This window comes from Peribacillus simplex, assembly GCF_001578185.1.
Taxonomy (GTDB): Bacteria; Bacillota; Bacilli; order Bacillales; family DSM-1321; genus Peribacillus; species Peribacillus simplex_A.
In genome coordinates this window covers 1305722-1332408 of the sequence record NZ_CP011008.1, presented here as the reverse complement: position 1 = coordinate 1332408, position 26687 = coordinate 1305722, and the positions used below count along the sequence as shown (strand labels likewise).

The 26687-nt window shown below is 39.7% G+C and carries 24 protein-coding genes, 1 tRNA gene and 1 pseudogene; 9 read left to right on the top strand and 17 right to left on the bottom strand.

Features of this window, described 5'->3' with window-relative positions; translation table 11 throughout:
* Positions 1 to 18 precede the first annotated feature (18 nt).
* Both UP17_RS06280 and UP17_RS06275 read right to left on the bottom strand, forming a co-directional pair.
* Positions 19 to 327: an iron-sulfur cluster assembly accessory protein gene (locus UP17_RS06280; RefSeq protein WP_061462152.1), complete on the bottom strand. Its 309-nt coding sequence runs from the start codon at positions 325 to 327 to the stop codon at positions 19 to 21.
* Between the two features lie 108 nt (positions 328 to 435).
* Complete coding sequence (locus UP17_RS06275) at positions 436 to 1422, bottom strand: Gfo/Idh/MocA family protein (protein ID WP_061462151.1); 987 nt, start codon at positions 1420 to 1422, stop codon at positions 436 to 438.
* A 205-nt stretch (positions 1423 to 1627) separates the two neighbouring features.
* Here UP17_RS06275 and UP17_RS06270 point away from each other — a divergent pair, with 205 nt between their 5' ends.
* Positions 1628 to 2413, top strand: coding sequence for an SDR family oxidoreductase (locus tag UP17_RS06270; RefSeq protein WP_061462150.1), 786 nt, complete (start codon positions 1628 to 1630; stop codon positions 2411 to 2413).
* 75 nt (positions 2414 to 2488) lie between these two features.
* Here UP17_RS06270 and UP17_RS06265 read toward each other — a convergent pair whose 3' ends face one another.
* Positions 2489 to 3721 carry a multidrug effflux MFS transporter gene (locus UP17_RS06265; RefSeq protein WP_061462149.1) on the bottom strand — a complete coding sequence of 411 codons (1233 nt, stop codon included), beginning with the start codon at positions 3719 to 3721 and terminating at the stop codon, positions 2489 to 2491.
* Positions 3722 to 4111: 390 nt separating this feature from the next.
* Positions 4112 to 5089: a 2-hydroxyacid dehydrogenase gene (locus UP17_RS06260; protein ID WP_061462148.1), complete on the bottom strand. Its 978-nt coding sequence runs from the start codon at positions 5087 to 5089 to the stop codon at positions 4112 to 4114.
* Positions 5090 to 5431: 342 nt separating this feature from the next.
* On the opposite strand from UP17_RS06260, the gene UP17_RS06255 reads away from it, so the two are divergent.
* Together UP17_RS06255 and UP17_RS06250 are read left to right on the top strand one after the other, a co-directional pair.
* Positions 5432 to 6388: an MBL fold metallo-hydrolase gene (locus tag UP17_RS06255; protein ID WP_061462147.1), complete on the top strand. Its 957-nt coding sequence runs from the start codon at positions 5432 to 5434 to the stop codon at positions 6386 to 6388.
* A gap of 291 nt (positions 6389 to 6679) precedes the next feature.
* Positions 6680 to 7882: a M14 family zinc carboxypeptidase gene (locus UP17_RS06250; protein WP_061462146.1), complete on the top strand. Its 1203-nt coding sequence runs from the start codon at positions 6680 to 6682 to the stop codon at positions 7880 to 7882.
* Positions 7883 to 8743: 861 nt separating this feature from the next.
* Here the strand turns inward: UP17_RS06250 and UP17_RS06245 are convergent.
* Both UP17_RS06245 and UP17_RS06240 read right to left on the bottom strand, forming a co-directional pair.
* Entirely contained in the window at positions 8744 to 9715 is a 972-nt protein-coding gene (locus tag UP17_RS06245) for a TRM11 family SAM-dependent methyltransferase (protein ID WP_434218682.1), read from the bottom strand.
* A gap of 156 nt (positions 9716 to 9871) precedes the next feature.
* A complete protein-coding gene (locus UP17_RS06240) occupies positions 9872 to 10963 on the bottom strand; it encodes a CotH kinase family protein (RefSeq protein WP_061462144.1) in 1092 nt (363 codons plus the stop codon).
* Positions 10964 to 11116: 153 nt separating this feature from the next.
* Here UP17_RS06240 and UP17_RS29680 point away from each other — a divergent pair.
* Together UP17_RS29680 and UP17_RS06235 are read left to right on the top strand one after the other, a co-directional pair.
* Positions 11117 to 11170: pseudogene (locus UP17_RS29680) on the top strand (hypothetical protein); the annotation flags it as partial.
* Positions 11171 to 11192: 22 nt separating this feature from the next.
* Positions 11193 to 11597 carry a hypothetical protein gene (locus UP17_RS06235; RefSeq protein WP_061462143.1) on the top strand — a complete coding sequence of 135 codons (405 nt, stop codon included), beginning with the start codon at positions 11193 to 11195 and terminating at the stop codon, positions 11595 to 11597.
* 123 nt (positions 11598 to 11720) lie between these two features.
* Here UP17_RS06235 and UP17_RS06230 read toward each other — a convergent pair whose 3' ends face one another.
* Genes UP17_RS06230 through UP17_RS06220 form a run of 3 tightly spaced genes read right to left on the bottom strand, consistent with a single transcriptional unit; the run spans position 11721 to position 14463 of the window.
* The gene (locus UP17_RS06230; RefSeq protein ID WP_061462142.1) at positions 11721 to 12032 is read right to left on the bottom strand and encodes a DUF3870 domain-containing protein; all 312 of its coding nucleotides are present in this window, start codon (positions 12030 to 12032) and stop codon (positions 11721 to 11723) included.
* Positions 12033 to 12055: 23 nt separating this feature from the next.
* Complete coding sequence (locus UP17_RS06225; protein ID WP_061466003.1) at positions 12056 to 13261, bottom strand: acyl-CoA dehydrogenase family protein; 1206 nt, start codon at positions 13259 to 13261, stop codon at positions 12056 to 12058.
* A 14-nt stretch (positions 13262 to 13275) separates the two neighbouring features.
* The gene (locus UP17_RS06220) at positions 13276 to 14463 is read right to left on the bottom strand and encodes a CaiB/BaiF CoA transferase family protein (protein WP_061462141.1); all 1188 of its coding nucleotides are present in this window, start codon (positions 14461 to 14463) and stop codon (positions 13276 to 13278) included.
* Positions 14464 to 14931: 468 nt separating this feature from the next.
* On the opposite strand from UP17_RS06220, the gene UP17_RS06215 reads away from it, so the two are divergent.
* Complete coding sequence (locus UP17_RS06215) at positions 14932 to 15870, top strand: DHH family phosphoesterase (protein ID WP_061462140.1); 939 nt, start codon at positions 14932 to 14934, stop codon at positions 15868 to 15870.
* Positions 15871 to 16001: 131 nt separating this feature from the next.
* Here the strand turns inward: UP17_RS06215 and UP17_RS06210 are convergent, their stop codons facing one another.
* The 4 genes from UP17_RS06210 to UP17_RS06195 form a co-directional block, all read right to left on the bottom strand.
* Positions 16002 to 17015, bottom strand: coding sequence for an aliphatic sulfonate ABC transporter substrate-binding protein (locus UP17_RS06210; protein ID WP_061462139.1), 1014 nt, complete (start codon positions 17013 to 17015; stop codon positions 16002 to 16004).
* A 35-nt stretch (positions 17016 to 17050) separates the two neighbouring features.
* Entirely contained in the window at positions 17051 to 17809 is a 759-nt protein-coding gene (locus tag UP17_RS06205) for an ABC transporter permease (protein WP_061462138.1), read from the bottom strand.
* Entirely contained in the window at positions 17742 to 18584 is an 843-nt protein-coding gene (locus tag UP17_RS06200) for an ABC transporter ATP-binding protein (RefSeq protein ID WP_061462137.1), read from the bottom strand. Before UP17_RS06200 ends, UP17_RS06205 begins: the two co-directional genes overlap by 68 nt.
* A 298-nt stretch (positions 18585 to 18882) precedes the next feature.
* Positions 18883 to 20985, bottom strand: coding sequence for a YhgE/Pip domain-containing protein (locus UP17_RS06195; protein ID WP_061462136.1), 2103 nt, complete (start codon positions 20983 to 20985; stop codon positions 18883 to 18885).
* A 580-nt stretch (positions 20986 to 21565) separates the two neighbouring features.
* On the opposite strand from UP17_RS06195, the gene UP17_RS06190 reads away from it, so the two are divergent.
* Positions 21566 to 22258 (top strand): DUF421 domain-containing protein, encoded by a 693-nt coding sequence (locus tag UP17_RS06190; protein ID WP_061462135.1) that lies wholly within the window; start codon positions 21566 to 21568, stop codon positions 22256 to 22258.
* Positions 22259 to 22346: 88 nt separating this feature from the next.
* Here the strand turns inward: UP17_RS06190 and UP17_RS06185 are convergent, their stop codons facing one another.
* From UP17_RS06185 to UP17_RS06175, 3 genes are all read right to left on the bottom strand, one after another.
* Positions 22347 to 22871 (bottom strand): type 1 glutamine amidotransferase domain-containing protein, encoded by a 525-nt coding sequence (locus tag UP17_RS06185; RefSeq protein ID WP_061466002.1) that lies wholly within the window; start codon positions 22869 to 22871, stop codon positions 22347 to 22349.
* 99 nt (positions 22872 to 22970) lie between these two features.
* On the bottom strand, positions 22971 to 23708 hold the full coding sequence (gene truA, locus UP17_RS06180) for a tRNA pseudouridine(38-40) synthase TruA (RefSeq protein ID WP_061462134.1): 738 nt from the start codon (positions 23706 to 23708) through the stop codon (positions 22971 to 22973).
* Between the two features lie 954 nt (positions 23709 to 24662).
* Positions 24663 to 24734, bottom strand: a tRNA-Val gene (locus UP17_RS06175).
* A gap of 215 nt (positions 24735 to 24949) precedes the next feature.
* Between UP17_RS06175 and UP17_RS06170 the strand changes: the two genes are divergently transcribed.
* A complete protein-coding gene (locus UP17_RS06170; RefSeq protein ID WP_061462133.1) occupies positions 24950 to 25171 on the top strand; it encodes a hypothetical protein in 222 nt (73 codons plus the stop codon).
* Between the two features lie 17 nt (positions 25172 to 25188).
* On the opposite strand, the gene UP17_RS06165 is transcribed toward UP17_RS06170, so the two are convergent.
* The gene (locus tag UP17_RS06165) at positions 25189 to 25746 is read right to left on the bottom strand and encodes a phosphatidylglycerophosphatase A family protein (RefSeq protein WP_061462132.1); all 558 of its coding nucleotides are present in this window, start codon (positions 25744 to 25746) and stop codon (positions 25189 to 25191) included.
* A 192-nt stretch (positions 25747 to 25938) separates the two neighbouring features.
* On the opposite strand from UP17_RS06165, the gene UP17_RS06160 reads away from it, so the two are divergent.
* On the top strand, positions 25939 to 26661 hold the full coding sequence (locus UP17_RS06160; RefSeq protein WP_061462131.1) for an alpha/beta hydrolase: 723 nt from the start codon (positions 25939 to 25941) through the stop codon (positions 26659 to 26661).
* The last annotated feature ends 26 nt before the right edge of the window (positions 26662 to 26687 follow it).

The following is a 26687-nucleotide window of genomic DNA, read 5'->3' as shown; positions in this document are numbered from 1 at the left end:
AAATCCTCCCCCTTAGTCTTAATTGTGATGATGTCCGTGCGGCTCTTTAGAAGGGTTCGTGATTTCAAAGCCTTCTTCAGGTACATAAAAATATTTAATCCAGACGCCATCCAGAAATTCCTCACGTGAATCAAGCAAGATATCGATATCTTTATCTGTTTTGACGATTTCATCATGCTCTGCCGGTGTATCTAGTTTCATCTCATAATGGGCATGATCGCCATGCATATGCGTGATATATACACGAATCATTTTCCCTTCGGCTTCATCAGTGCCCAGCATTTTTTGTAAGACCTTTGCTGCATTACGATTAATTTTGCAATTCATGTCCATTCCTCCAACAATAAAAATTTCCATGACTAAATTCTACCCAATTAAGGGGCAACAGTAACATCCATTTATAGCCTTCATGCTTGGCCATGTCCAATTAAGTGCTTATAATCGGTCTGAAGGAAAGACGACGCCAATTTGCTTTCTTGCTTCATCCATGATTTCCATAGTCAACAGTGAATTAGAATATGAATTTATATCGGACTCCATTTTCCCCTGCTGTATCAATTCAACAAATTCTTTCGCTTCATAATACATGGTAGGCATATCCTGTTTAGCCGAAATGCTTTCAGTTGTTCCATCCCGATACTGGATTTCCACCGCTTGCGGTCCTGAAATTTTCTGAATGAGGATGCTTCCAAGTTCACCTTGAATTTCCGATGGCAAATTGGATTCGGTAATCTTCGAAAACATGACGACCGCCTCCATTTCATCATAGGAAAGCAAGATCGTACCCTGTCCATCAACTCCTGATTCAAGCATCGTTCCTGACGCCTGCACCTTATTTGGTTTACCGAATAGTACAACAAGTGGATAGAGGACATAAATACCTAGATCCATTAAAGAACCATTAGAGAATTCAGGATTGAATGCATTCAGCACAGTGCCTTGTTTATACGAATCATAGCGAGATGAATATTGACAAAAGCTTCCCGAAAAGCGTCGTATCTTCCCGATTTTATCCAGATTCCCCTTTATACTTTCGAAATTCGGCATGATGGTCGACTTCATCGCTTCCATCAATAGCACTTCATTTTGTTTTGCAGCTTCAAACATTTCCATTACTTCTGCCGCATTTGAGGCCATTGGTTTTTCACATAATACATGTTTTTTATTTTGTAAAAACAACACGGCTTGCCTGCAATGATGAGAGTTAGGGCTGGCAATATATACAGCATCGATCTCATCGCTGGCCGCCATTTCTTCTAAATTTGTAAAAATCGTATGTACATCGTATTTATTGGCAAATTCCTTGGCTTTCGCTTCTGTACGTGAATACACGGCGGTTAAAGATAAATCCGCTACATGCTTTACAGCCTCCAAAAATCGTTCCGTGATCCAATTTGTACCTATTACCCCTATTCGTATCAACAGCCTATCCCCTTTCAAGCTAACTTATCATGTCCTCAATATACAGACATTTCCTTAAAAAACAAAGAATAATGAACACTGGCAACCGTTTAAATTGGATTTTTCAGGCAATATTCGTTTATAATTTTCCTATATAACCACTGCCATGATGTTTCTACATACTCCCTAAACGGGAAAGAAAACTTAAAAGGAGCGTGTGAAGTTTATGACAGATTTAATGAGAAACAAAGTTGCCATCATTACCGGTGGAGGATCTGGAATTGGCCGCGGTGCAGCACTTAAACTTGCTGAAAACGGCGCGAACATCATCTTTTTTGACCGTACAGTCGAAAATGCCGAAAAGGTGAAGGAAGAAGTGGAAAACCTGGGCAGTGAGGCTTTAATCATTAAAACGGATGTTTCCAAGGCTGAGCAAGTTGAACATGCCTTCAAGGCCGCCTATGACCATTTTGGCAAAATTGATTTTGTATTTGCAAACGCAGGCATAAACGGAGTGATAGCCCCTATTGAAGATATAAAGCCAGAAGATTGGGATCAGACACATACCATCAACCTCAAAGGAACCTTTCTCACCATCAAATACGCCATTCCCTATATGAAGGAAACGGGTGGCAGCATCGTAATTAATAGCTCCATCAACGGAAACCGATATTTCAAGAATTTTGGATTTTCCGCCTATAGCTCATCCAAAGCTGGTCAAGTCGCTTTTGGTAAAATGGCTGCACTCGAATTGGCAAAATATAAAATCAGGGTGAACACCATTTGTCCCGGCTCCATCGATACGAACATTCACGATAACACTTTCCCGGAAGATGAAAACTTAAAAAAAATCAGGATTCCAATAGAATATCCGCAAGGTTCTCAGCCCCTGGCGAAGAAAGCAGGGACTACCGAACAAGCTGGTGATCTCGTATTGTTTCTAGCATCAGACATGTCCTCCCATATTACGGGCACGGAAGTTTATATCGATGGAGCAGAATCACTATTATAATTCATATTTCCCCCTCTGGATATTCCATTAAAAGGAAAAATCTGAAATCCCATTTAGGATTTCAGCTTTTCCTTTTTAAGTAACTTTCCTTAACCCACGACGGGCAAGAATCAAATAAGCGAACATGGCAACGAAATGACAACTTACCATCACAATTCCCATCGGCAAGGATGACTCACCTGAACCTAGGCCTACCAGCGGAGCCATTAGTGATCCCAATATAAAAGGAAGCAATCCGATTAGAGCGGAAGCACTGCCTGCTGTTTTTTTCTGATTTTGCATCGCTAACGAAAAACTCGTTGTACCGACGACACCGACGCTGGAAACGGAGAGGAACAAAGCGACCAAGATTCCTGCCAGCCCAATTTCGAGAAAGACTGAGGCAAGAAGGAATATTCCTCCAAACAAAGCAAGACATAATCCCATTTGAAGCAGCTTTTCTTCTTTAACCTTCCCCGCCAGCTTTCCGGCAACTTGGGAAGCAATGATGATTCCCATTCCGTTTATTGCAAAGATCAGGCTGAATGTCTGTGGGGAAACCCCATAAATATTCTGGAGAACAAAAGGCGACCCGGAAATATAAGCGAACATAGCCGCACTTATGAACCCTTGTGAAAAAGCATAGCCCATAAACACCCTATCCTTCAATAAATTCCCAAACGTCTTGATTGTATCGTTTATCCCACCAGCACTCCTGAGATTAGGCGATAAAGTTTCCTTTATCCCAAAAAATGCAGCCGCAACCATAAGGACACCTAATACACAAATGACTATGAAAACTCCCCGCCAAGAAGTGAATTGCAAAAGTTGACCGCCAAAAACTGGTGCCAAAATCGGTGCCGCCCCATTTACCAGCATTAACATGGAGAAGAATTTGGTCAAATCCGTTCCTGAAAAAAGGTCACGAACTATGGCCCTTGAAATGACAATGCCTCCTGCTCCCGCAATACCTTGGATCAAACGTAATAATAAAAGCAATTCAATGGATGGAGCAAAAGCACATAACAGTGATGAAATACTATAAATGGATAATGATATGATTAACGGTGTCCGTCTTCCTTTTGCATCACTTAGCGGCCCTAAATAAATTTGGCCTAAAGCTAATCCTAACAAGCAGGCAGTCAAACTCAGCTGGGCTAAAGACGTACTGCTTTTCAGATCCTCAGCTAGTCTAGGGAGACCCGGTAAATACATATCAAGTGACAATGGTCCAATCGCTGCAAAAGACCCCAGCATAAGAGCCATCAACAGCCTTTTGGATTTAGTCATTTCGTTGCCTGATGATATCGTTTCTTTCATTTCAATCATTATTACCCTATCCCTTTCAACTAATTGTTTTTTTCCCTAAATAAAACCCGACTTTCTTTATTTTACAAAAAACCCGAACAATTTACGATAAGTATGCTTCACTTGAATTGGATGCTTACTGACAGCAATCCTTCAATGTGGTTCCCTATTAATCTGCCTATGCTTCGAAACTCCAAAATCTCAGTGAAAAGAACAAAATCAAATATCAGGATACTTGATTTTGATACTACGAACCTAAGGCAAACATGGCCCTCATAAAACAAATTCCACCTTTTAAAGGCGAAACAATTCCCCACCTTCAGATGTGACTTCATAAAACATTATTTTCAACTTCGGCTTATGACTAAGGTATCGATTGAAATTCCCCATAAAAAAGACCCCATTTTGGGGTCATTTTCCTTTATTCAAAAAAACTAAATTACGGGGAGAATCACCAGATAATCCTTCCTTCAAGTTTTGTACAGCAAGAGTTGCCATTTTTAATCTTGTGGCAATACTTGCACTCCCGATATGGGGTAATGTAACCACATTGGGCAATGTAAGCAGAGGGTGATCCAAAGGAACGGGTTCTTCTTCAAATACATCCAGTCCAGCCGCCCAAATCTCCTGATTTTTCAGCGCCTGATATAACGCGTTTTCATCAACTATCCCGCCTCTTGCGGTATTAATGAGCACAGCCGTCCCTTTCATTAATCCCAGCTGCTCCTTGCCGATCATATAAGCGGTTTCCGGTGTGAGCGGCAACATGACACAAACGAAATCCGAGATTTGGAGCAATTTTTCAAGGGGCTGATATTCGATTCCCAATTCTTTTTCCTTTTCATACTTTCGGCTACGATTAAAATAAACTAAGTTCATATCAAATCCCTTTGCTCTTTTTGCAAGGGCTTCACCAATCCTCCCTAACCCGATGATACCAAGCGTCGCACCGTTTACATCTTGTCCGGTCAGCTGCATTGGCGACCACGTTTCCCATCTCCCACTCCTTAAATAATCTTCTGCCTCCATCAACCTCCTTGCCGTTGCAAGGAGCAAGCCGAAGGTTAAATCGGCTGTCGTTTCCGTTAAGACCCCCGGTGTGTTCGTTACCATGATGCCCCGTTTAGTTGCACTTTGAACATCAATATTATTATGGCCTACTGCCATATTCGCGATGATTTTCAGATTAGCGGCCTTTTCAATCAGTGACTCGTCGATTTGTTCCGTCAACAAGCAAAGCAGACCCTCTACTTCTTGCATTTCTTGTTCAAGGACTTCTCTAGGGACCGGTATATCCTCTTGGTCCCACATCCTGACATCATAATTCCCACAAAGACCATCGATGATTTGTTCCGGCAATTTCCTTGTAATATAAATTTTAGGCTTCAAACCATAACCCCCCATACCGTTTTTTTATTCATGGAGCCACACTTGCTTCATTCGTCATGCATTCAGTTTTCATTTCATATGAGACTTCAAAAAAATTCATTATTATATTGGCTAAGTAACCAGATTGTTTATTCAATTTTAAAATAAACTAGATAATTAGACCATTCATTTCCAATCATTCTTACTATTAAAATATTGTTTATCTGAAAGCTTCCGCTTGACAGTTTTATTTCATTCAACTAATCATAAATAATAACCCTATAATTCTATTCTTACTTTATTTAGTAATGTCGCAATTTTTCAGATGAAGTTTATCTCGATTTAGGAGGATATGAGACGTTCATGAAAAATAATAAAATTTACCCAATTATAGCTCCAAGCGCTTTATCTTTAAAAAGTATAAACTTTTATTTAGTCAAACAGGATGAATCTTTAACATTAGTCGATGCTGGTATGAATGATGACGTTTGCTGGAATGCACTGCAGCAAACCTTAAAGGAAAATGGATTTACCGTTGGGGATATCACAGGAATTTTATTAACCCATCATCATGGGGACCATGTTGGTTTGGTCAACCGGATTACTGAACTCCATCCTATACCAGTCTATGCCCATTCTAAATCCGTTCCCCGTCTAAAACGGGACCCTGACTTCTTAAATATGAGAATAGAATTTTTTAAGCAGCTTTATCTTGAGATGGGCTGTGGCGAACTTGGAGATAAACAAGTAGCATACCTTTTCAACGCAGTCGACAATAATAAAGATCAAAAACTGAATTGTGACATCATCGCAATCACAGGAAAACAATGGCTGAATTTTGAAGTGATCGAATTTCCCGGGCATGCCCCGGATCAAATTGCTTTCCTTGACCAAAAAGGGAAACTGCTTCTTTCCGGTGATTTATTGATTGAACATATTTCAAGTAACGCCTTGATCGAACCTGATGAAAACGGCAATAGGATGCTGACCCTTGTCGATCATATCGACTCATTAAAGCGATGTTTAGCATTACAGGTGAATCTCCTCTTACCAGGTCATGGCAACATCATGGAACAACCTGGTCCATTGATTGAAAAAAGACTCAATAGCATTGAGAGAAAGTCACAAAAAATCCTGGCCTTAATAGAATCTGGAATTTCTACAGGAAATGAACTGGCAAAGGAATTTTACAAACAAAAGTATACATCAGAATTCCCGCTCGTCATGTCAGAAATCATCGGCCATTTGGATTACTTGGAATATCAGGGGAAGGTCAAGAAACAACTTATCGAATATGTAGTTCATTATCAAACTAAGTGACAATCAATAAGGCTGAATCGATATTATCCCCACTGTCCCCTCAGTGAGGATTTTACTATGTCTAGAAAAAATAACAGCTTCTTGAAAGTTAAAGATTCAAGCAGTTCAAGGTTATCTAAATGGTATGGATACCCTCGGATGAAAATTGCGCTGCGTGGTGAACTGTCATTTTGGATTGAATTTTTCTTTTCACATTTATAGGCCTTTTTAGGTGTTTTTAATAATCTAACAGGAAAAAGAAGAGAAAACAAAGAATTTATCCGAATATTGGATATTTTCAAAAAAAGGAGAATGAATGTGAAAAAGAAGCTTTTTAAGGTTTTAAGTTCAACAGTAATAGCAGCAGCATTACTTGGCCCTAATGTCAGCTTTGCTGAACGAGGACCAAACCCGACAGGTGGAACGAATCTTTCTACTGAAGCATTCCTTAATTATGACGAGCTTGTAAAAAAATTAAATCAACTTGAGCAAGTGAGTAAAGGGAAAGTAAAAGTAGAAGTGGCTGGACAAACAAATCAGGGGCGTTCCATTCACAAGGTAACGGTCGGTCATGGTGACAAAGTCGTTCTTATTCAAAGTGAAATTCACGGAAATGAAAAAACAGGAACTGTTGCGTTATTGAACATTCTTGAAAACCTTGGTCAAAGCAACTCGCCTGAGGTAAAGAGAATGCTTGATGAATTAACAATCGTTGCTATTCCAATGATGAACGCAGACGCCTCAGAGCTTGATCGCCGTGGAAATGAGATGACATGGGCAGAGGTTGTAGGGAAATTCCCACAACTTTCAAATGTGAAACCCTCTTGGAACTATTACACGATTCCCAGATCTGGAGACGACTATGCTAGCAAACCGGGATTTGATGTTAATCGTGACTTTAATCCAAACCTTAACTATGTACCAAAGCCTCAAGACTTCCCGGGGGCATCTGAAAAGCCGGGCTGGTTTATTACACCTGAATCGCAAACGGTACGTGACATATATAAAGGGTTAAAATCGAAATTTGGTAAAGTGGATGTTTTTATCGACCTTCATCACCAAGGGTTCCCATATATCGAAGGAACTGATGATCGTGTAACAATGTCAATATCCGGAAAATTCGTTGCCAACCCAAGCACTCCTGCAGGGGCTAAATATGCAGAGTATGCAGATAATTTTAAATATGATTTCTCCCGTCAGTTGACACTTACTGCGTATAACGCACTACAAGCAAAAGGGAATTCCGTGTTTACAAATATTTCATTGTACGATCAATCTATCGACCTGCCAGGTACTGCTTTAGGAACGTTTGCTTTAAACGGAAGTGGCACGGTTCTATTTGAAGTAAGTGGACAAACACAAAACTTTGGGCAAAAAAAGAAAGGCCAGCTAGTAAAAACGGTTGAAACGGGTCTAATGGGTATTATCAATGGTGTAACAGATGGATCGGTTCATAATCTTAATCCATCAGACTATGAAAATATTCCTGAAAGTTCATCTACACCGGGATTCTAATCACGTTGAAACTTAAATTTAAAGGCGGCTATCTCAATAGATAAATTGATATTATCCCCTCTAAGTGGACAGTGTAAAAAACGTTCATTCTTGGAGAGGGATTTTATTATGCCTAGAAAAAATAACGCTACTCTTGTGAGTTAAAGATTCAAGCAGTTCAAAGTTTTCTAAATGGTATGGATGTCCTCGGGTGAAAATTGCATTGCGATTGAGGCTTTTTCGTCAATCACAAAAAAGTATATGCTTAATGTGGGAATTACAAGTACAGTCCATTATTAGAAGGGAAACCGCGTTTCTTTAAAGGCGAATACTCTAGAACCTATCCACATTTGAACGAAAATTTCAGAATAGAGCCCATTGAAGTACTCGTTAGGGATATTACCTATATTTGCTGAAGTGTGGATTTCATTATTTATCTGCCGTATAAGACATAATAACAATGAGATTATTGCTTGGAATGTCTTCACGGAAGGGATTTACATCTTGTGTTGGATAGGTTAAATTCAGTAACAGAAAAAAGAAATGTGTACAGAACCATTCTCCATTCGGATCAAGGGTTTCAGTACACATCTCCCGCCTATCATAAGCAATTAGCACAACAAGGTGTTATTGGAAGCCCCTTTCGTAAGGGAAACTGTCATTTATAATGCTTGTATTGAATCAGAATGTATTTTTGTAAATCACTTTGAATCTGAAAATAACTACAAGCAGCCATTGTGAACGATTCCAAAAAAGACTCTGCCACCTCGCACCGATAGAATACCGATGCCAGATGGCAACTTAGCCTTTTTAGTTGTCTGTTTTACAGGGGTAACTTCAAATTCTTAAAGATTTCAGCTTTTTTCATCTTGCTGACGAAACTTATACACACACTACAACTTGTCTGGAAAAAATGCCTTTCCTCGCTACACAGCGATCAGCAATTTCAAATCCTGCTTCTTCAATCATATGATCCATCGTGTCAATCGTAACGACAACGACCTTGTCAGCAAAGCCCCTCGCATATTTAAGGATCGATAGCTGATCTTCCGGCGTCGCATGCGTATATAAATTGTAAGGCATATCGATAATCGCTACATCATATTTACTGGTGACCTCCGAAATCGGACCTGTAGTTACATCACCTTCGAGTCCGAAATAGGCAATGTTCTCCCTGGAACCGTCAGTAACAAGTGGGTTGATATCTCGGCCAACAATATTTATCCCCATTGATAGTGCTTCCACCAATACCGTTCCAATTCCGCAGCATGGATCAATGGCCTTCACTCCATCTGGATGTGGAACGGCTATGTTGGCAATGGCCCTCGCCACTCGTGTGCTAAGTGCTGTTGAATATTCACGCGGCTTCTTCATATGATGTAACCAAACCGCTTCAGGTTTTACATACTTCCCAAAATACCAACGGCCGCCTAGTGTCACTATTCCATATACCTGATCAGGATTTCTCACATCGGCATCCCCCTGAATGTGCCAGCCAATCTCCCGTTCAATTTCACGCTGTCCATCATAATCTATTTTTTCTTCTTTATTAAGATCATTAATTTTTACGAATAACACTTTGAACGTCGAATCAGGCAATTTTATATCCTTCACTTGCTCAACAATTTCGGATATGCTATCCCCTTCAAACATGATATCGACCCGTCCTTTTATAAAGGGACTTCTGCTCGGTTCAATTTTTATATCACTTTTTAGTATATTTTCTGAAGCCTCAAAGCCAAAGAACGAGCGCATTTCCATTTTAGATAATGAGCGTTCGTCAGGGCTGCACGTAAAGGTGTATATATATGCCGGTATACGGCTTTGATTAGTCAATCCATTCCCATCCTTCATTTACTATAGATTATATCTTTCTATCAAACATAGCTGTAATAGGATGGAAAAGCAAATGGAATCGTACAGAAAAAACAACAGGAATGCTTTTCTTTCATACTCCCATAATTTTTTTCCATTTCCAATTACAATTTCAAAGTTAAAGTATGGGAATCATTAATCTAATTTATGCAGCCGACCCTTTATATACTTTGCACGGCTCTCTATGAATTTCAGGATAAAATCAGGCTCATTATCAAAAGTTTTCTTATTATCCTTGATATATGGATCTTTTGAAACATAAGGACTTATTTGATCATGCATTCCCTGAATGATGGGTTTCATATGCTTAACGTTAAACCGGGTGTTCAAAATCCCCTTTAGGAGTCTTTGGTATCGAACACGAAATGCCCTTACATCAAGGATTCTAGCAGTCAATGTATTGAATCCCTCGATTCCCACATAATCCTCTTCCATCACTTTTCCGTTAACATCCCTGCCCCATGTCGCATCATAATCCCATGGAATCATTTCAAAGAGTCCAGTATCTCCATTTCGATACAGGGCATAGTTGTGAACAAACCCATCATAGTTTTGCGTGAATATGACACCAGCCAGCCAGCGCAGGTACTTTTCCACATCGACATAATTTACGATTTCCCTTTCAAAATCCGCCCTTGAAATTGTATTGATTTGGATAATCAATTCTTGTAAATATAATTCATCCTTTGCTGACCCGCATTTTTTTTGATATCCCATTTCCAATGATTTTTTGATTCCTTTATCCAAATCACTCATCAATGAAAAATTTGCATCACCGTCCACTGCATAGAAAATTGATCCCTTAGGAAGATCCCTATTCTTCAAATAAAATTCATCCACTGATTCCAATTCTAGATATATTCCCTCGTCCTTCCCGTTCAGATTCAGGAAAACAAACTGGGATTTCGGTGATAAAGTCCCGATATCCGTAAAAAAGTCTAAAGATAATTTATTTCTTAGTAAAGATTTATCCTTATACTCAGCATTTAAATGAACTTCCTTAGCATTCCTAAAAGTATTAGGTTTATAAAAGACTACATTATAAGACTTTTTCTGGAAACCGCGGATATGTGAGCCACGGTAAACAATATCAATATCCAATTTTTTTCTGTTAATGGTTAACTTTGCAGGTAAAGGATCATTGCACCATATATCCCTGCGAAGTTCCTTTAAATTTACAGGTGGAATAAAAAGCTGATATACAGGTAGCTTCTGGTCATTATTCATATAACCCTTCCCTTTCACTTTCCTATTAAATTATGGGAAAAAGCGAAGGACGTCACCAAAAAACAACTTTTTTTCAAAAAAGTTGTGCGTTTATCACTAGCACATTACGTACAAGCCGAATAGTCTAACGTATAGAAAGGAGGATATATAAATATGTCAAACATCATTCGTGATATACAAAATGCAGTGGATAGAGCCAATTCCTTCGGGTTAAGCGATTTCATGTTTAATGACCCACGTTCAAATTGCCGTTCTTCACGTAAAAGAAACAAAAAAAGACGGTCCACTTTCAGCACTCGAAGACGCACTAGCAGAAATCGGTCCACTTGCTGGAAAAGGTCCACTTCCGGCACACGATGGGGATCTTGCTGGAAACGGAGATCTACATGCAGCACGCAAAGGCGCACTAGCAGAAATAGGAGATCTACATGCAGCACGCAAAGGCGCACTAGCAGAAATCGGAGATCCACATGCAGAAACCAAAGGCGCACTAGCAGAAATCGGAGATCTACATGCAGAAACCAAAGGCGCACTAGCAGAAATCGGAGATCTTCTAACTACGGCAGCGGCAACAAGAAATGGAATTGGAGCTTCTAGTTTCATCATCCCTTTCATGTATTTTAATAATTTATAAGACAAAGAGGTGTTTACATCAACGCCTCTTTTTTATATCCTGAAAACGAAAATTGAATGATTTTTAATCCTCAAAAAAGGATCCTATCGGTTTCACATACCGGTAGGATCCTTCCATTTTCCCTTATTTGACGGAGACCAATTCGAACTGTGCATACACATCCTTCAGTCCTGCTTGAATGGCTTGACCAGCTTTCCCACGATAATACTTTTGTACACGATCAATCAATTCTTCGATGCCATCTTTCAGGCAATACCCTCGCAGCAGGTGACGAATGAATTCCCTGCCATGTTCTGTAGCAAGTGTACAGGAAGCCTCGACAATGACACCATGTTTAAAATCAAGTTCTACCGTGATCGTGATGGAATCATATATATTTCTCGCTGCCATCCCTTGTGGAAGTTTTGCATGCCCTGCAATAAAGTATGTGTTCATCATCTGATCTCCTCTATCTATAATTAATGTACGGAAATTTGCTCGAAGGGCCATGCAGGCAATTGCTTGCGAAGCCCTTTATCTTGTCTGTAGCCAAGAGCGTATTCACCCTGCAATACAGTATGAATCTCACGGGTTCCTTCGTAAATGACCGGGGCCTTTGAATTCCGGAGAAAACGTTCGACTGGATATTCATCCGAGTAGCCATAGGCACCATGAATTTGAACAGCATCATTGGCCGCTTCGTTAGCAGCATTACATGATATCCACTTGGCAAGTGATGTTTCCTTCGTATTCCTTTTTCCTTGATTTTTTAAGGTACCCGCTTTAAAGACCAGCAATCTTGAAATCTCTAAATTTGCGGTCATCTTGGCAATCATCTGTTGAACGAGCTGATGCCTGCCAATCTCTTTTCCGAAGGTGCTTCGTTCATGGCAATACTTCAAGCTTGCTTCAAGGCTTGCTTCAATTAACCCTACAGCACCTGCGGCCACTGTAAACCGGCCGCTGTCCAATGCCGACATGGAGATTTTAAAGCCCTCACCTTCTTCACCAAGCCTATTCTCCACCGGAACTTTTACATCCGTTAAAAAGACTTCGCCTGTATTCCCTGCACGGATTCCTAATTTCCCTTTAATGGCTTTCGACTCCACTCCCTCAAAGGTCCGTTCCACTATAAAAGCGGTAATTCCCCTTGAGCCGGCATCATGATCCGTCTTGGCGAAAATAAGGAAATGATCTGCATAATCACAGAGCGAAATCCAAGTTTTTGATCCATTCAGGATATAATGGTCCCCAACACGTTTTGCCGTTGATTTCATTGACGCTACATCAGATCCTGCATTCGGTTCAGTCAGCCCAAAAGCGCCAATCTTGGTCCCTTTTGCTTGAGGAACTAAGTATTTCCGTTTTTGTTCTTCCGTCCCCCATTGCAGCAGGGTCATGCTATTCAACCCTGTATGTACAGAAACTGCGGTACGGTAAGCCGTATCGCCTCGCTCCAGTTCTTCACAAACGATGGCCAGGGTATTATAATCCATTCCGACTCCACCGTACTCTTCTGGTATACAAACGCCCATCAACTGCAATTCCGCTAATCTTTTTAAAATATGTGGCTGGAATTGACCCTGCCTATCCCACTCTTGAATATATGGGATAATTTCTTTATCCACAAATTTCCTTACCACTTTCTTTACACTTTGCTGCTCTTCTGTTAATTCGAAATTCATCATTAAAATTCCTCCTAAATAATTTTATTTTCCTTGAATTTGCTTATTTGGTCTGGACTATATCCAATTTCAGCCAAAATGGAATCGGTATGCTCACCATACAGCGGCGGATGCTTTCTCATCGTAATCGGCGTTTTCGAAAGGTTCAGGGGCGATCCCGTCACTCTAAGATTTTCGATTGTCGGATGTTCCATGTTCACCAACATGCCTCTTGCGATGATTTGTGGATCCTCGAACATCTCTGCGATATCATTAATCGGACCATTGGGTATCCCTGCATCATCAAACAGCCTTTTCCATTCTTTCTTTGTCTTTCCTCTCAACGAATCCTCTATAATCCGTATTAATTCTTCCTTGTTTTGCAAACGTTTTTCATTATGCTTAAACTGTTCCTGCTCGGCTAAATCAGGTCTGCCTAAAACGGTTGTGAATCTCCTGAACTGATCATCATTTCCTACAGCCACGACAAGCTCCCCATCCCTTGTCCGGAACGTCTGGTATGGAACGATATTGGGATGTTGGTTTCCCATTCGTTCAGGGGTCAAGCCACTGAATAAATAGTTGCTGGCAACATTCACCAATGAAGAAACCTGACAATCCATTAACGAAATATCAATTTCCTGTCCTTCCCCCTCTTTATCCCTATGATGTAAAGCGGATAGAATGCCAATGCCTGTATACAAGCCAGTCAATATGTCAGCTATGGCCACTCCGACCTTCACGGGGCTTCCATCTTTTTCTCCTGTGATGCTCATCAAACCACTCATTGCTTGAATGATATAATCATAGCCAGGCAATTCTTTATAAGGGCCGGTTAAACCAAATCCCGTAATCGAGGCCATGATCAATTTAGGGTTAATTTCCTTTAAATCTTCATAACCTAACCCCATTTTTTCCAATGTACCCGTCTTAAAATTTTGAATCACTATATCCCCTGAAGACACTAATTTATGGAAAATCTCTTTCCCTTGTTCAGATTTTAAATTCAAGGTCATGCTTTGCTTATTTCGATTGGCACATAAATAGTAAGCGCTTTCTCCCTGGGCGAATGGCGGACCCCACCCTCTCGTTTCATCACCTGTTTCATGATGCTCAATTTTAATTACATCCGCACCCAAATCACCGAGAATCATTGAACAGAACGGTCCCGCCAAAACACGGGATACATCGATAATCCTGACTCCTTCCAAAGCTCCATTCATATCATCACCCCTTTCAAACTGTCAGGATACACAAAAAAGAGCCAGTAAAATCAACAATGTCATACATTGATGTTTCACCGACCCTTATCCACGAACTGTCTTCCTGCAAAGGAAGATCAAGTGAACCAAGTCAATTTTTATGAATTCCAGTTTTATGACAAGCCGGCCATGCAACAAGGTAACTTGTTGTCATCGGTTTGGTAAATTAAGTATAGTTTCATTTTTTGAATTTTGCAATAACTTTGTTTGGGTGTTTTTATTACTTCCACTGATATACTCTTTAGCATACTTCCCATTTAATATAAAAGTACTTCCAGGACTCCCTCAAGCTAAAGTAATTGGAATTGCCTTTATTCGTGAGGCATGTGATGATTGGATATACATAACTGTCTATATTTAAAATGAGAATTTTTCATACAATCAATTATCGGTCGACAGACAAGGAAAGATTCAAAGGGAGATGGCAATATGGTCAATAAAAAAAAGGAAATAATCGAAGCGATCAAGAAATACCCAACCATTATCATTCACCGCCATGTTAATCCGGACCCCGATGCATTGGGATCACAAATCGGCTTACAACGGCTTTTGAAGCACTCCTACCCTTCCAAGGAAGTTTTTGTGGTTGGCGAAGAAGTGGATAGGCTTTTATTCATTGGTGAAATGGATGTCATTACCGATAAAAAATACAAAGGGGCCTTAGTGATTGTTTGTGATACCGCCAACCTTTCACGGATAAGTGATTCCCGCTATGATCACGGGGACCTGCTGATCAAAATTGACCACCACCCCGAATATGAACAATTCGGTGACCTTTCTTGGGTTGACCCTTCTTATAGCTCTGCAAGTGAAATGCTTGTTGATTTATTTTTGCAATTTCCAGAAGGCTTTATCATGAATAAAGAAGCAGCTAAATCATTTTATGCAGGAATTCTAGGTGATACAGGGAATTTCATGAATGGGAATACCACTCCTAGGACATTAAAAATGGTTTCGTACTTAAGAACTTATAATTTTCAGCCAGAAAGAATCCATAACTGGCTTAATATAAAGTCGAAAAACTCTTCAAGACTTCAAAAAGACATTCTCATGAGTTTCAAGGTAACCGATAAAGGGGTAGCTTACTTCATTATTACGGAGGATCTGTTAAATATGTATGGATTAGATCGAATCGAAGCTTCGAATTTAGTAAATACTCTATCAAGTGTAAGGGGAAACAAAATCTGGGCTTTATTCATCGAATATCCTACTGAAATCCGTGTCAGGATTCGTTCACGGAGTATTCCCATCGCTTCTGTCGCACGTCAATTCAATGGAGGAGGACATTCACTGGCGTCAGGTGCTACCATCCATTCCTGGGAAGAGGTTGATCATGTTATTCAGGCATTGGATCGAGTCTGTCCATAAGACAGGAGTTCAGACAATACCGTGTTTATATGTATAATCATCTTCTCAGGCCAAACTAGATTTTTTCGACCTTTACCGGAATACAAAAACACGCCCAAGCCTGGATGGCTGAGGCGCTTTCTCATTACAATTTACTTGGACACTTTTTCAAGAGTTGATAGATCGATCATGCCTTTTATATCACTGCTAGGAATATAACCGGCTTCTTTGCTTATGTCAGCCATTTCCTGGATGACTTGCTCATTAACTTCAGTTGTCACTTCCAAGCGTGAAAATGCTGAAGCCACTTCTTCTTTACTTAATTCTTTTCCAGTCAGTTCCTTCAAATGCTTAATAACGAGTTTTTGGCTTTCTTCAGGGTTGTCTTGTATAAACTTCACCGCTTTTTCATGCGCTTTCAAATAGGAAGCAGCGAGCCCCTTTTTATCCAAGAACTTCTGGCTTGCAGCCACTACCGTATTAGGTGAATCTTTTCCCCATGCAAATTGATCCCAGTCAAGCACTAACTTTCCTTTTGCCTGGTTTTCCAATACATACCCCCATGGTTCCTGGGTAGCAGCTGCATCGACTGATTTTTGGACAAAGAGAGCGGTTGTGTCAGCAGGGGCTGCCGCATACAACTCAACTGTTCCCCCATTTGTAGTCGGTTTTAAGTCAACATCTTGAAGGGCTTTCCTAAGCATGACATCCTGTGTGCTCCCAATGACGGGAATCGCTACTTTTTTACCGTCCAAATCTTTTAAATCCGTTACCTTGCTGTTCTCGCTGGCCACAAGAACGGCACCGCCATTAACAGCGCCAGAGATCAGATGGTATTCAGGGTTTTTCACGTAAAAGTTAAGCAATGGACCAGGTCCAACCGTTCCGACATCAATAGCGTTTGTAGCCATTGCTTCCATGAATAATCCGCCATTGGCCACCGTTTTGGTTTCAATCTTAACATCTTTACCGAACTCTTCTTCAAAAAAGCCTTTTTCAAGTGCAATGATCGTTGCACTGTGAGTTAAGTTAGGAAAATATCCAATTTTCACAGTTTGTTTACCAGAGCCTTTTTCCTCTTCTTTACTGGTGGATTGTGTGCATCCGCTTACTATTCCGATTAACAATACGGACATAATAAGGGCAAAAAATGATTTTTTCAGCATATTTTCCTCTCCTTTTAAACTATAATCTTATTAATCTACCGTTGGTTTACTCCCCATTTCAGTTGAACATTACGCTCTAGGCGTGAGAAGACAACATTATCCACGATTGTTCCAATGATTGCGATAATTATCATTACGGAGATGACCAAATCCATTTGTCCAAGTGATCTGCCCATTTCCAGCAACTGTCCAAGACCGCCGCCACCGCCAAGTAATTCACCTGCCATCAATGCACGCCAAGAAAATGCCCAGGCAATTCGCAGCCCGGATATAATTTGTGGAACAGATGCTGGTAAAATTACGGTACGTAGAAAATGAAAACCGGTTGATCCATATGTTTTGGCAACCCGTTGATACAGCTGGGGCACATTCCGGAATCCACTTGTTGCATTAACTGTCATCGTCCAAGTTGCGCCGATCGTGACGATAAAGAGAATTGAAAAATCATTCAATCCAAACCAAATTATTGCCAAAGGGAACCAAACGATACTCGGGATGGATTGTAAAGCAGTCACTACGAATCCAAGCGTATCCTCAACCAGTTTAAAGCGCCAAATGAAATATCCTAAGATTAGACCTATTATAATGGCAATCGTGAAGCCGATTAGGATACGGCCAAGGCTTTTTCCGATGGCTTCGGTTATTTGTCCGCTTACTAGTCCATTAAACAGAGTTTCCAACACTTGAGTCAAGCTAGGAAACATGAAGTCCGGAAGACTGGAAAGTCTAGATGTGACTTCCCATATCCCCGCTATCATCGCGATGAATATGATTCGTCTTAAAGCTGTAATCATTCCCCATTTCCTCCTTCAGCACTTTTTCAATTTCCTCCTGCAAGATCGATAGAACCCTTTGTTCAGTATGCAAAGTTACACTATCCGGCATAACTCCATCTTTCATGGAAGGGACGGAAATCGTCTCTTTAATTTTCCCGGGACGGGTTGCAAAGACGATAATTTTTTCGGAAAGCTGAACAGCCTCACGAATATTATGGGTAACGAAAAAAATGGTCACTTTAGTTTTTCTCCAGATTTCGAGCAGCTCTTTATGCAAAACCATCCTCGTTTGCTCATCAAGAGCAGAAAATGGTTCATCCATCAACAGGATATCAGGTTCCATCACCAGCGCTCTTGCGATGGCTACCCTCTGTTTCATCCCCCCCGAGAGTTGATGTGGATAGGAGTCAACATATCTGCTGAGGTGAACCATTTTTAAAATGTCCAATGCTTTGGCTTTAGCCTCTTCTTTGGGAATCTTCTTTAACTTCAATCCGTATGTAACATTTTCAAGAACCGTCAACCAAGGAAATAACCCAGCCTCTTGAAACACTACAACCCGCTCCGGACCTGGCTTCATCACCTTTTTTCCAGCTACACGTATTTCACCTTTATCAGCCTTATCAAGGCCGGCAATTAGATAAAGGAGTGTCGATTTGCCACATCCTGAAGGTCCGACGATCGAAACGAAGCTTCCTTTCTCGACCTCTATATTAATCTCATCGAGCACCTTTATGCTTTCTTTCTTTTCATTCGAAAAACTTTTTTCAATGCCATCTATTGTTAAATACATAAAGTCACCCCACTTTTATATCGCACCGATTAACTAAACATTATTTCTTAATAATGATTAATCCAATGGTTTTTGTCAACAATAAAAATGCAAAAATTCTAATTTATCGGTATCTTTCTATTAAACTGTCAATGTATTGATAAATATTCCAATTTTACATAAAGGTCCATATAAACAAATTCCATTCAACAAATAAAAAACCTGAGCCCTTTTCAAGGGTTCAGGCTGATTTTTCAGTATCCAGTTTCATGCCTTCATTTCAGTTATGTTAACCGAGGTCTCCGCTCCATTCAGTAACTTAAAAAATCCTGCTTCCATACAATTTATCCTTCATCTTTTGCGTCCTTTCATGCAGTGGCTTTTTCAATATGATGCCAAAGCTGAGCGTGATTATTAAATAGAGGAATAAGATGAATATATCCTTGCCAGCGACACTCCAGGTTATCCCTCCAACTGATTCACGAAGTAAACCAACGGCATAGGTAAACGGCAGGAAGGGGTTGATATGTTGGAAAAATGGCGGTGTTACTTGAATGGGGAAGGTACCTCCCGAGCCTGATATTTGAAGCACCATCAGAACTACGCTTATTCCCTTCCCAACATTCCCCAGAACCGAGACGAAGGTGTAGACCATTAAAGTAAATACTGTACTTATCAAGACGGAAAACATGACGTACTCGAATTTATCTACTGCATATACATCAATCAGAAAAAGGTTACCGATGGAAACGGCTAATGCCTGCATCAATCCAATGATGAAGAATATAAGGTACCTGCCAATATAAATTTGATATGGACTGTAATCCTTTTGTGTGACGCTCACGCTAAGCATGGAAATCAATATTGTCCCACCCACCCAAAGGGAAAGTGCCGTGAAGAAGGGGGACATGGCAGATCCATAGTTCGGAATGGGAAATAAACTGTGTTTATTGAGCAATACTGGCTCCGAGAAAAAGTCACTTTCCTGTTCAATATCATTCTTTAGGAAATCAATCACTTCTTCCATATTATAAGATTTATCGATTTCTCTCATTTTAGAAGCCAGAGCCTTGATTTTTCCCTCGATCTCCGGAAATTTATCCTGTAACTTATCGATATCTCCCGTACGAGTTACTAACGTTCGGTTCGTCTCATTCAACAATGTCTTCACTTCAGGAAGAGCTTGGCTTCCCTCCTCAAGCATACGCTGGGCATTCTGTAATATAGTATCCGTTTCAGCCCAGATTTCATTGAATTTTGGTCCTGTCTCCTTTGAAAAGGTATCCTGGAAGCTTCCCAAGACTTCATCATTATTTTCACTAAGATTTCTAAGTGAGTCGAAGGAATGGTCATTCAGTGCTTGAAGTTGATCCGAAGCATTATTCCGTAAACCATCCACTAGATTTATTTCTGGCTGAAGGCGGTTTTTTTCACTAAATTGATTGACGCTCACCAATAAGTTATACATACTGTCCAAAAGATATAACTCTTTATTTATCCTCGTTCTCCCTTGTTCAACTAGCTGATTCCCCTCATTATCGGACAAATCCTGATCCGCTAACCTATTTGCAAGCACTAAAATCGATTCATTATCACTCCTGATGCTCGCAATATCATTTTTCAAGAGTGGATGGATTTCGGCAAATGCCTGCTTGGTTGAGTCTACATAATTGGAAACACCTGACACCAATTTGTCTTTCTGTGATGTTAAACCTTCTATTGAATCCAGACCATCATTGACCATTTTAATGATTTCTTCTGCTCTTTTCACATGTGTTTGTACGATTTTCAGATTTTGTTCAAGCTCCGGAAGTTCTCCCTCTAATAAATACACCATATTCTTCATTTTCTGAATTGTCGGCAACTCATTTTGCAAGGTGATTCCCAGTTCATTAAAGATTGCAAGAATACTCCCGCTAGCTGATTTGATAAAGCTTTTGCTCACATTTCCCACAATGCTATTGGCCCCCGCTGCCGTAATTTTAGGAGCAATGGAATTGATTTTTTCATTCACATAATAATCAATCTCCGCTTTAATAGGGTCATCGGTCATGATTGTCGCAATATGCTCCGAAAAATTCTCTGGAATGATGATGGATGCGTAATAATCCCCCTTTTCCACTTTTGCTAACGCCTCTTTTTGAGTTGTGAATCTCCAGCCCAAATCTTTGTTTCCCTTTAACCCCTCTATGACTTCCTTGCCTATGTTTACGGCTTCGCCATTTAACTCCGCACCTTTATCATTATTTGAAACACCGACAAGGATTCCTTCCGTATTTGCATATGGGTCCCATGATGCAACAATATTAAACCACGCATAAATGGATGGGATGAACATAAGAAACACAACAACGATACAAACAAAGAAATTTTTATAAATGCATTTTAAATCGTCAATGAATATCTCCCGAATATTACTCAAAACATACCCCCGTGCAAAAAAGTATTTTGATACTATTATTCGAAAAATGTTCTAAATCAATACTAAGTAAACATATCCATGGATTTTCGACACCAAATAAAAAGAAGCAAATAACGATATGCTACTTGCTTCCTATTTCACTTATTTTGAATGCCTGATTTATAAGGAAGTACGTTTCATAATTATGTTGATTTTTTCGAAACACACAGTGATTATACTGATTCAGGAATGCATATTGAAACAGTGAACGATATAAAAAAATGCAAGGCCGAAAACTATAGGGTCCCGTTTATTGAAAAGGGACATGTAAACTGGTATACCTCATTTTTAATAGTTGATCAAATTAATTACAAAAAATTCCAATTAGTTTCCCTACCTATTTTTGACTTATGCCTTCGTTCAGGAAGAAAACCAATCCTTATTAAAGAATCGCTCTTTTTAAGGAATATTTAAAATATGGCCACGACCCTAAAAAACTTAATTCTTCTTCAACTTTCGCACCCAAATTACAGAATAATGGGCTTGCTGTAAGAACATACTATTAAACGACTGTCGGGATTTTTAAAAGGGAGAAATAGTCATGCCAGGATCTGTTGAAATCATCTTTCGAACCTTTACAGCTTTTATTTTATTATGGGTATTTGTCCATCTGCTCGGTAAACAGACGATTGCCCAAAGGACCTATCACCTTTATATCGCTTCAATTACGATGGGGACAATTGCAGGCAATCTAGCATTCAATATTAAAATTAAATTCTTGTATTTTATCCTTGCAATGATTATTATGGGTGCCGTCGTTTTTATACTGAATCTTGTAGCGGTTCGAAATCCGCGCTTCGGAAAATGGATTGCTGGAGAACCTGTTGCCTTAATTCAGAAAGGACAGATTCTTGAGGAGTCCATGCACCGAATGGGGTATTCACTGGATTCTCTTAAACAGGCTTTGCGGGGCAAGGATATCTTCCATTTTGATGAAGTGGAGTGTGCCATATTAGAGATAAATGGCTCCCTTTCTGTATTAAAAAAAACACAATACCAAAATACCACCAAACAGGATTTGGCTATACGGTCCTCAGCTGGAACTATACCGATAGAGATGGTCTATGATGGGAAGATCCTATACGAAAACTTATCCAAACAAACCTACGATGACGAATGGTTAATGGCTGAACTTAAAAAAAGAAACCTTTCTGTTATTGACATCTATTATGCTGTCGTAGGGACAAAAGGAAATTTGTCTATTGACTTGTTTAAGGATCAATCAAGGGAATGATCTTTAGCATTTCAGTAAGTATCATAATCAGTATTAAAAATAAATTCGGGTATGAAAAGAAAAAGTGGTTTTTCACCGTACTATGGATTTAACCCTTTTCAATCACGTTTATCAATTCTCTTAAATAATCCGGCAGATCAGGTGGACGTCTGCTTGACACAAGGTTTCCATCTACAACGACGGGCTCATCTATCCAAGTTGCCCCTGCGTTTTCCATATCATCTTTAATGCCAGGTGTACTCGTTACATTCTTCCCCTGTAAAATTTTCGCGGATATCAACACCCAACCAGCGTGACAAATTTGCCCAATGGTTTTTTTATTTTCTTCCATGCTTTGAAGGAGCGATAACACTTCAGGAAACCGGCGAATTTTGTCGGGTGCCCAACCGCCCGGTACAAGAATGGCATCATATTCTCTAGCATTAATACTGCCATACTCATAATCAGAAATGGCTGGTACACCATATTTTCCAATGTATGTTTCATTCGCCTTTTCACCAGCGAGGTGAACAATCGCCCCTTCTTCTTTTAAACGTAAAATCGGATACCAGAGCTCTAAATCTTCAAAATCATGGTGCACAAGACAGATTATTTTCTTTCCTGCTAATCTCATGAAAATCTCTCCTTCTTTCGTACTTTCCGCTTTACCATTCTTCCCTTTTTCTACTGCCTGTACACTTAACATACAATTACCGATGCATCAACATCCGGCCTAAAAATCAACCTTTACCAAGTATAGCCCAGCTGCCTCCGCCATACGGCCCGTTTGGATTCTTTCTTTTGACTCTAAAATACTTGGTATATTTTCAGCATCTATTTCACCCAACCCAACTTCTATCAACGTCCCGACAATCTTTCTAACCATATTATAAAGAAATCCATCGCCTCGCACTGCAATTTCGATAAAACCGGCATTTTCTTCTATATCAATGGAATATATTTCACGTACCATGGATTTTTTCTTGGATTTTGCATTTGAAAAAGCAGTGAAATCATGTTCACCTATAAAATATTGACATGCATTTTTCATTCTTGTGATATTCAGCTTTTCCTCTACATGCATACTGTACTTTCGCATGAAAGGATTTGTATATTGCTCGTTCCAGATCTTATACAAATAGGTTTTATCCTTAGCATTATAACGGGCATGAAAACGTTCAGGGACTATCCTAACCTCGACAATGCTGATATCCCGTGGTAAATATCTATTCAAATAATTCATGATTTCAACTTCAGTCAGATTTTCACCGATCTTAAAATTGGCTATTTGGGCAAGGGCATGTACACCCGCATCCGTTCTGCTGCATCCGATGATTTCAATTTTTTCCCCTACCATTTCCGTTAAAACATTTTCAATTTTCCCTTGAATCGTATCATCACTATTACCGAGTCGTTGCCAGCCTCTATAACGCCCGCCATCATATTGAATGGTCAATTTATAATTGTTCATTGCTTCCTCCTTATATTATTCCTGTATAGTCATCTAAACAGAAAATTCTTGATAAATTACAAGCCCACATACAACCCCTGCTTTATGAGAAAAGATGGTTTTTTTTTAGAAACACATCAAATTTTTAAGTTTTTATTTTTGTACATCCAAAAATTATTACTTAGAAGTTTCACTGCCCCCTGCCGTTCGAGTTAAATTAAAGAATTCTTACTTTTTTGGGAGAGGAGAGAAGGAAAAGATAGAAAAAGGGGATAGACATGAAAAAGATCCCCACGAAATTAGAGTTAGAATCGGGAACCTGTAGGATTGGGTTACACTTTTAAAACTGATTTGACACACACTCCACATATGGAAAATGTATGTGTGATTCATGGGTTATTTCTTTTTACAAAGCTGTATCTCTTTATTCTCCTACTAAAGTGAGATGTCCCAAACGAAACCTGAAAATGGGAAGCTCTATGCCGTTCCATTGTAAATCCTAGCCAAAGTCAAATGTACTTCTGCATAGTCTACCAAAGAGGCTAACGTCATGCAACGAACGAGTCATTCAAAAGTTTTTGCGTCTTTATTCCTTAGAGACGACTACCTGAGTATAGTAATGCTTAACAACCTTCAAATTATATGTCCAGCATACTCGATACTGTAATAGAAATGCCCTTTGGAAAATCCATACTGCAATACAAGGAAAAGAAACTGATGTTAGCAGTAATATCTTAACATTTACAAATTCATTTTCTTCACAGTAAACCTAGCATAATTGAATGTTACTTAAGTGCTTTCTCTTCATGAAACCTCTTGAATTCGAAATTTAAAAGCAAAAAAACCACCTCACATATTTTAGCGTGAAGTGGTTTTTAGGCATTCTATGGTGTTTACCTTGAACCCATCATACAGTCGTTGATTTAAAATAAAAAACGGCAAGAACATTGCTTAGCAATGCTTTCGCCGTTCGGATGACCTGTGAGGGATTCGAACCCACGACCCCTTCCCTGTCAAGGAAGTGCTCTCCCACTGAGCTAACAAGTCGTATGTAATAACTGATTAGTAAAATACTTAAGTACATAATTTATTATATGTTTTTTTGTTAAAAAGTCAACGCATTATATTAAAAAAGTTTTATTTTCATCTTATTTTTTATTACCTATCCGCAAAACAAGAACAGGCGTTCCCTTTTCACTTGCATAAGAAACGTACGTTCGCATATAATGATTACAAGTAAGGCAGCAAAGGAGTGACAAGGAATGAAATATATACTTCGAAAACATATGGAAGAAAACGCTCCATTAGAGATAATTTATCTCTCCGAACAAGGAAAGATTACGCAGCGGAAAATTCAGGTGCTTGAAATTTATCCAGGCAATTTTCACGCATTCTGTTTTCTAAGGCAGACAAAACGGACATTTAAAATGGACAATATCCTTTCTGCCCGCCTCATTAAGGCCAGGTTTGATAGGTCGGGATGAAAATTGGTCGACAAGATTCAACCGATCAACTCTTCTTCTTCCTGAATGTCCTTTTCCTGTTCAGTTAACGATTCTTCTTCATCTCTCAGACGATGAGCTAACCTTGAGGCGGCACTCGCGGCAATACTTGCAACGATATCATCCAGGAAGGTATGCACGATTCCCTCTTGCTTCTTATCGAGTTCGTGAATGACGCCTATTTTATTTTTATCCAAATGGCCAAAGGTCGTTACAGCAATGCTTCCGTAACCGAGTACTGCACCAAAGGCAATCGTTTCATCCACTCCGAATAACCCTTCATCAGATTCAACAATCGATTGCAGGGGCTCTGATAGCTTTTTTTGCTCTGCCAGTCTATCCAGCTCCACACCGACTAAAATGGCATGTTGAATTTCCCTTTTTAACAGGACACGCTCGACGCTGTGGATGCATTCCTCCAGCTTAAGATCAGCTTTATACGGGAACTGCAATTCAAAAACGATTTTTGCAATTGCCTCCACACTTACACCACGCTCTATTAATGTTCGTTTAGCCGCCTTTGTTACTTCCCTGCTGTGTACTTGTACATCTGCCATTTTATTCGCCACCTCTTTTATTGTATTATTTTCCTATATGCTAGTATTATAGCACCTTATAATTTAAATTTTTAGAAAATATAATGAAAATATTCTATTCTAAATTCTTCTCACAGGAAAAAATCGCAAGGCTATGCTAAAATAGTCAAGTAAGTTGTTTTTCATTATTAATTATCATCGAGGTGCGGGAAAATGAGTTTACGCAAAGGCACAATTAAAGAGTACATGTTTAAAAGCGAAGCTTTAGCAGAAGAGTTGGAACTACTTGTTTACTTGCCTGCTAATTTTTCGCCACTGTATAAATATTCGCTTGTGATTGCTCAGGATGGCCGTGATTATTTTCAAATGGGCCGAATTGGTCGCGTAGCCGATGAACTATTAGGGAACGAAGAGATCGAGAATATCATCGTTGTCGGCATTCCCTATAAAGACCGCTTTGACCGCAGGAGCAAATATCATCCGGACGGGGAACAGCACATTGCATACATACGTTTTCTTGCCCATGAACTTGTCCCGTTTTTAGATGATGAATTTCCGACCTATCAAATGGGACATGGTCGAGCTTTGATAGGTGACTCTCTTGGTGGTACAGTTTCTTTATTGGCCGCACTAAAGTATCCCCATACATTCGGGAAATGCATCATGCAGTCGCCATTTGCCAATGAAGCAGTAATGGATGCTGTACGTAATTTTGAGGATCCGCATCTCCTCGAACTTTACCATGTGATCGGGACTGGGGAAACTGATGTTCCGACGACTGATGGCAACAGGGCAAACTTCATAGAACCCAACAGGGAATTGCATAAATTATTAAACCAAAAAGGATTTCCATGCTTCTATGAAGAATTTGAAGGTAATCATACCTGGAAATATTGGCAGGCAGATTTAAAAAGAGCACTATTGGAAATGTTCTAACTTACTCGTAATCATCTCTTTTGAGA

Coding starts and splice junctions, on each gene's coding strand:
- UP17_RS06225 (WP_061466003.1), bottom strand. CDS start 13,261: ATGAATTTCGAATTAACAGAAGAGCAGCAAAGTGTAAAGAAAGTGGTA.
- UP17_RS06245 (WP_434218682.1), bottom strand. CDS start 9,715: ATGAAGGATGGGAATGGATTGACTAATCAAAGCCGTATACCGGCATAT.
- UP17_RS06170 (WP_061462133.1), top strand. CDS start 24,950: ATGAAATATATACTTCGAAAACATATGGAAGAAAACGCTCCATTAGAG.
- UP17_RS06185 (WP_061466002.1), bottom strand. CDS start 22,871: ATGAGATTAGCAGGAAAGAAAATAATCTGTCTTGTGCACCATGATTTT.
- UP17_RS06165 (WP_061462132.1), bottom strand. CDS start 25,746: ATGGCAGATGTACAAGTACACAGCAGGGAAGTAACAAAGGCGGCTAAA.
- UP17_RS06240 (WP_061462144.1), bottom strand. CDS start 10,963: ATGAATAATGACCAGAAGCTACCTGTATATCAGCTTTTTATTCCACCT.
- UP17_RS06230 (WP_061462142.1), bottom strand. CDS start 12,032: ATGAACACATACTTTATTGCAGGGCATGCAAAACTTCCACAAGGGATG.
- UP17_RS06250 (WP_061462146.1), top strand. CDS start 6,680: ATGAATGTGAAAAAGAAGCTTTTTAAGGTTTTAAGTTCAACAGTAATA.
- UP17_RS06235 (WP_061462143.1), top strand. CDS start 11,193: ATGACCCACGTTCAAATTGCCGTTCTTCACGTAAAAGAAACAAAAAAA.
- UP17_RS06220 (WP_061462141.1), bottom strand. CDS start 14,463: ATGAATGGAGCTTTGGAAGGAGTCAGGATTATCGATGTATCCCGTGTT.
- UP17_RS06210 (WP_061462139.1), bottom strand. CDS start 17,015: ATGCTGAAAAAATCATTTTTTGCCCTTATTATGTCCGTATTGTTAATC.
- UP17_RS06200 (WP_061462137.1), bottom strand. CDS start 18,584: ATGTATTTAACAATAGATGGCATTGAAAAAAGTTTTTCGAATGAAAAG.
- UP17_RS06280 (WP_061462152.1), bottom strand. CDS start 327: ATGAATTGCAAAATTAATCGTAATGCAGCAAAGGTCTTACAAAAAATG.
- UP17_RS06265 (WP_061462149.1), bottom strand. CDS start 3,721: ATGATTGAAATGAAAGAAACGATATCATCAGGCAACGAAATGACTAAA.
- UP17_RS06255 (WP_061462147.1), top strand. CDS start 5,432: ATGAAAAATAATAAAATTTACCCAATTATAGCTCCAAGCGCTTTATCT.
- UP17_RS06190 (WP_061462135.1), top strand. CDS start 21,566: ATGCCAGGATCTGTTGAAATCATCTTTCGAACCTTTACAGCTTTTATT.
- truA (WP_061462134.1), bottom strand. CDS start 23,708: ATGAACAATTATAAATTGACCATTCAATATGATGGCGGGCGTTATAGA.
- UP17_RS06270 (WP_061462150.1), top strand. CDS start 1,628: ATGACAGATTTAATGAGAAACAAAGTTGCCATCATTACCGGTGGAGGA.
- UP17_RS06160 (WP_061462131.1), top strand. CDS start 25,939: ATGAGTTTACGCAAAGGCACAATTAAAGAGTACATGTTTAAAAGCGAA.
- UP17_RS06205 (WP_061462138.1), bottom strand. CDS start 17,809: ATGATTACAGCTTTAAGACGAATCATATTCATCGCGATGATAGCGGGG.
- UP17_RS06215 (WP_061462140.1), top strand. CDS start 14,932: ATGGTCAATAAAAAAAAGGAAATAATCGAAGCGATCAAGAAATACCCA.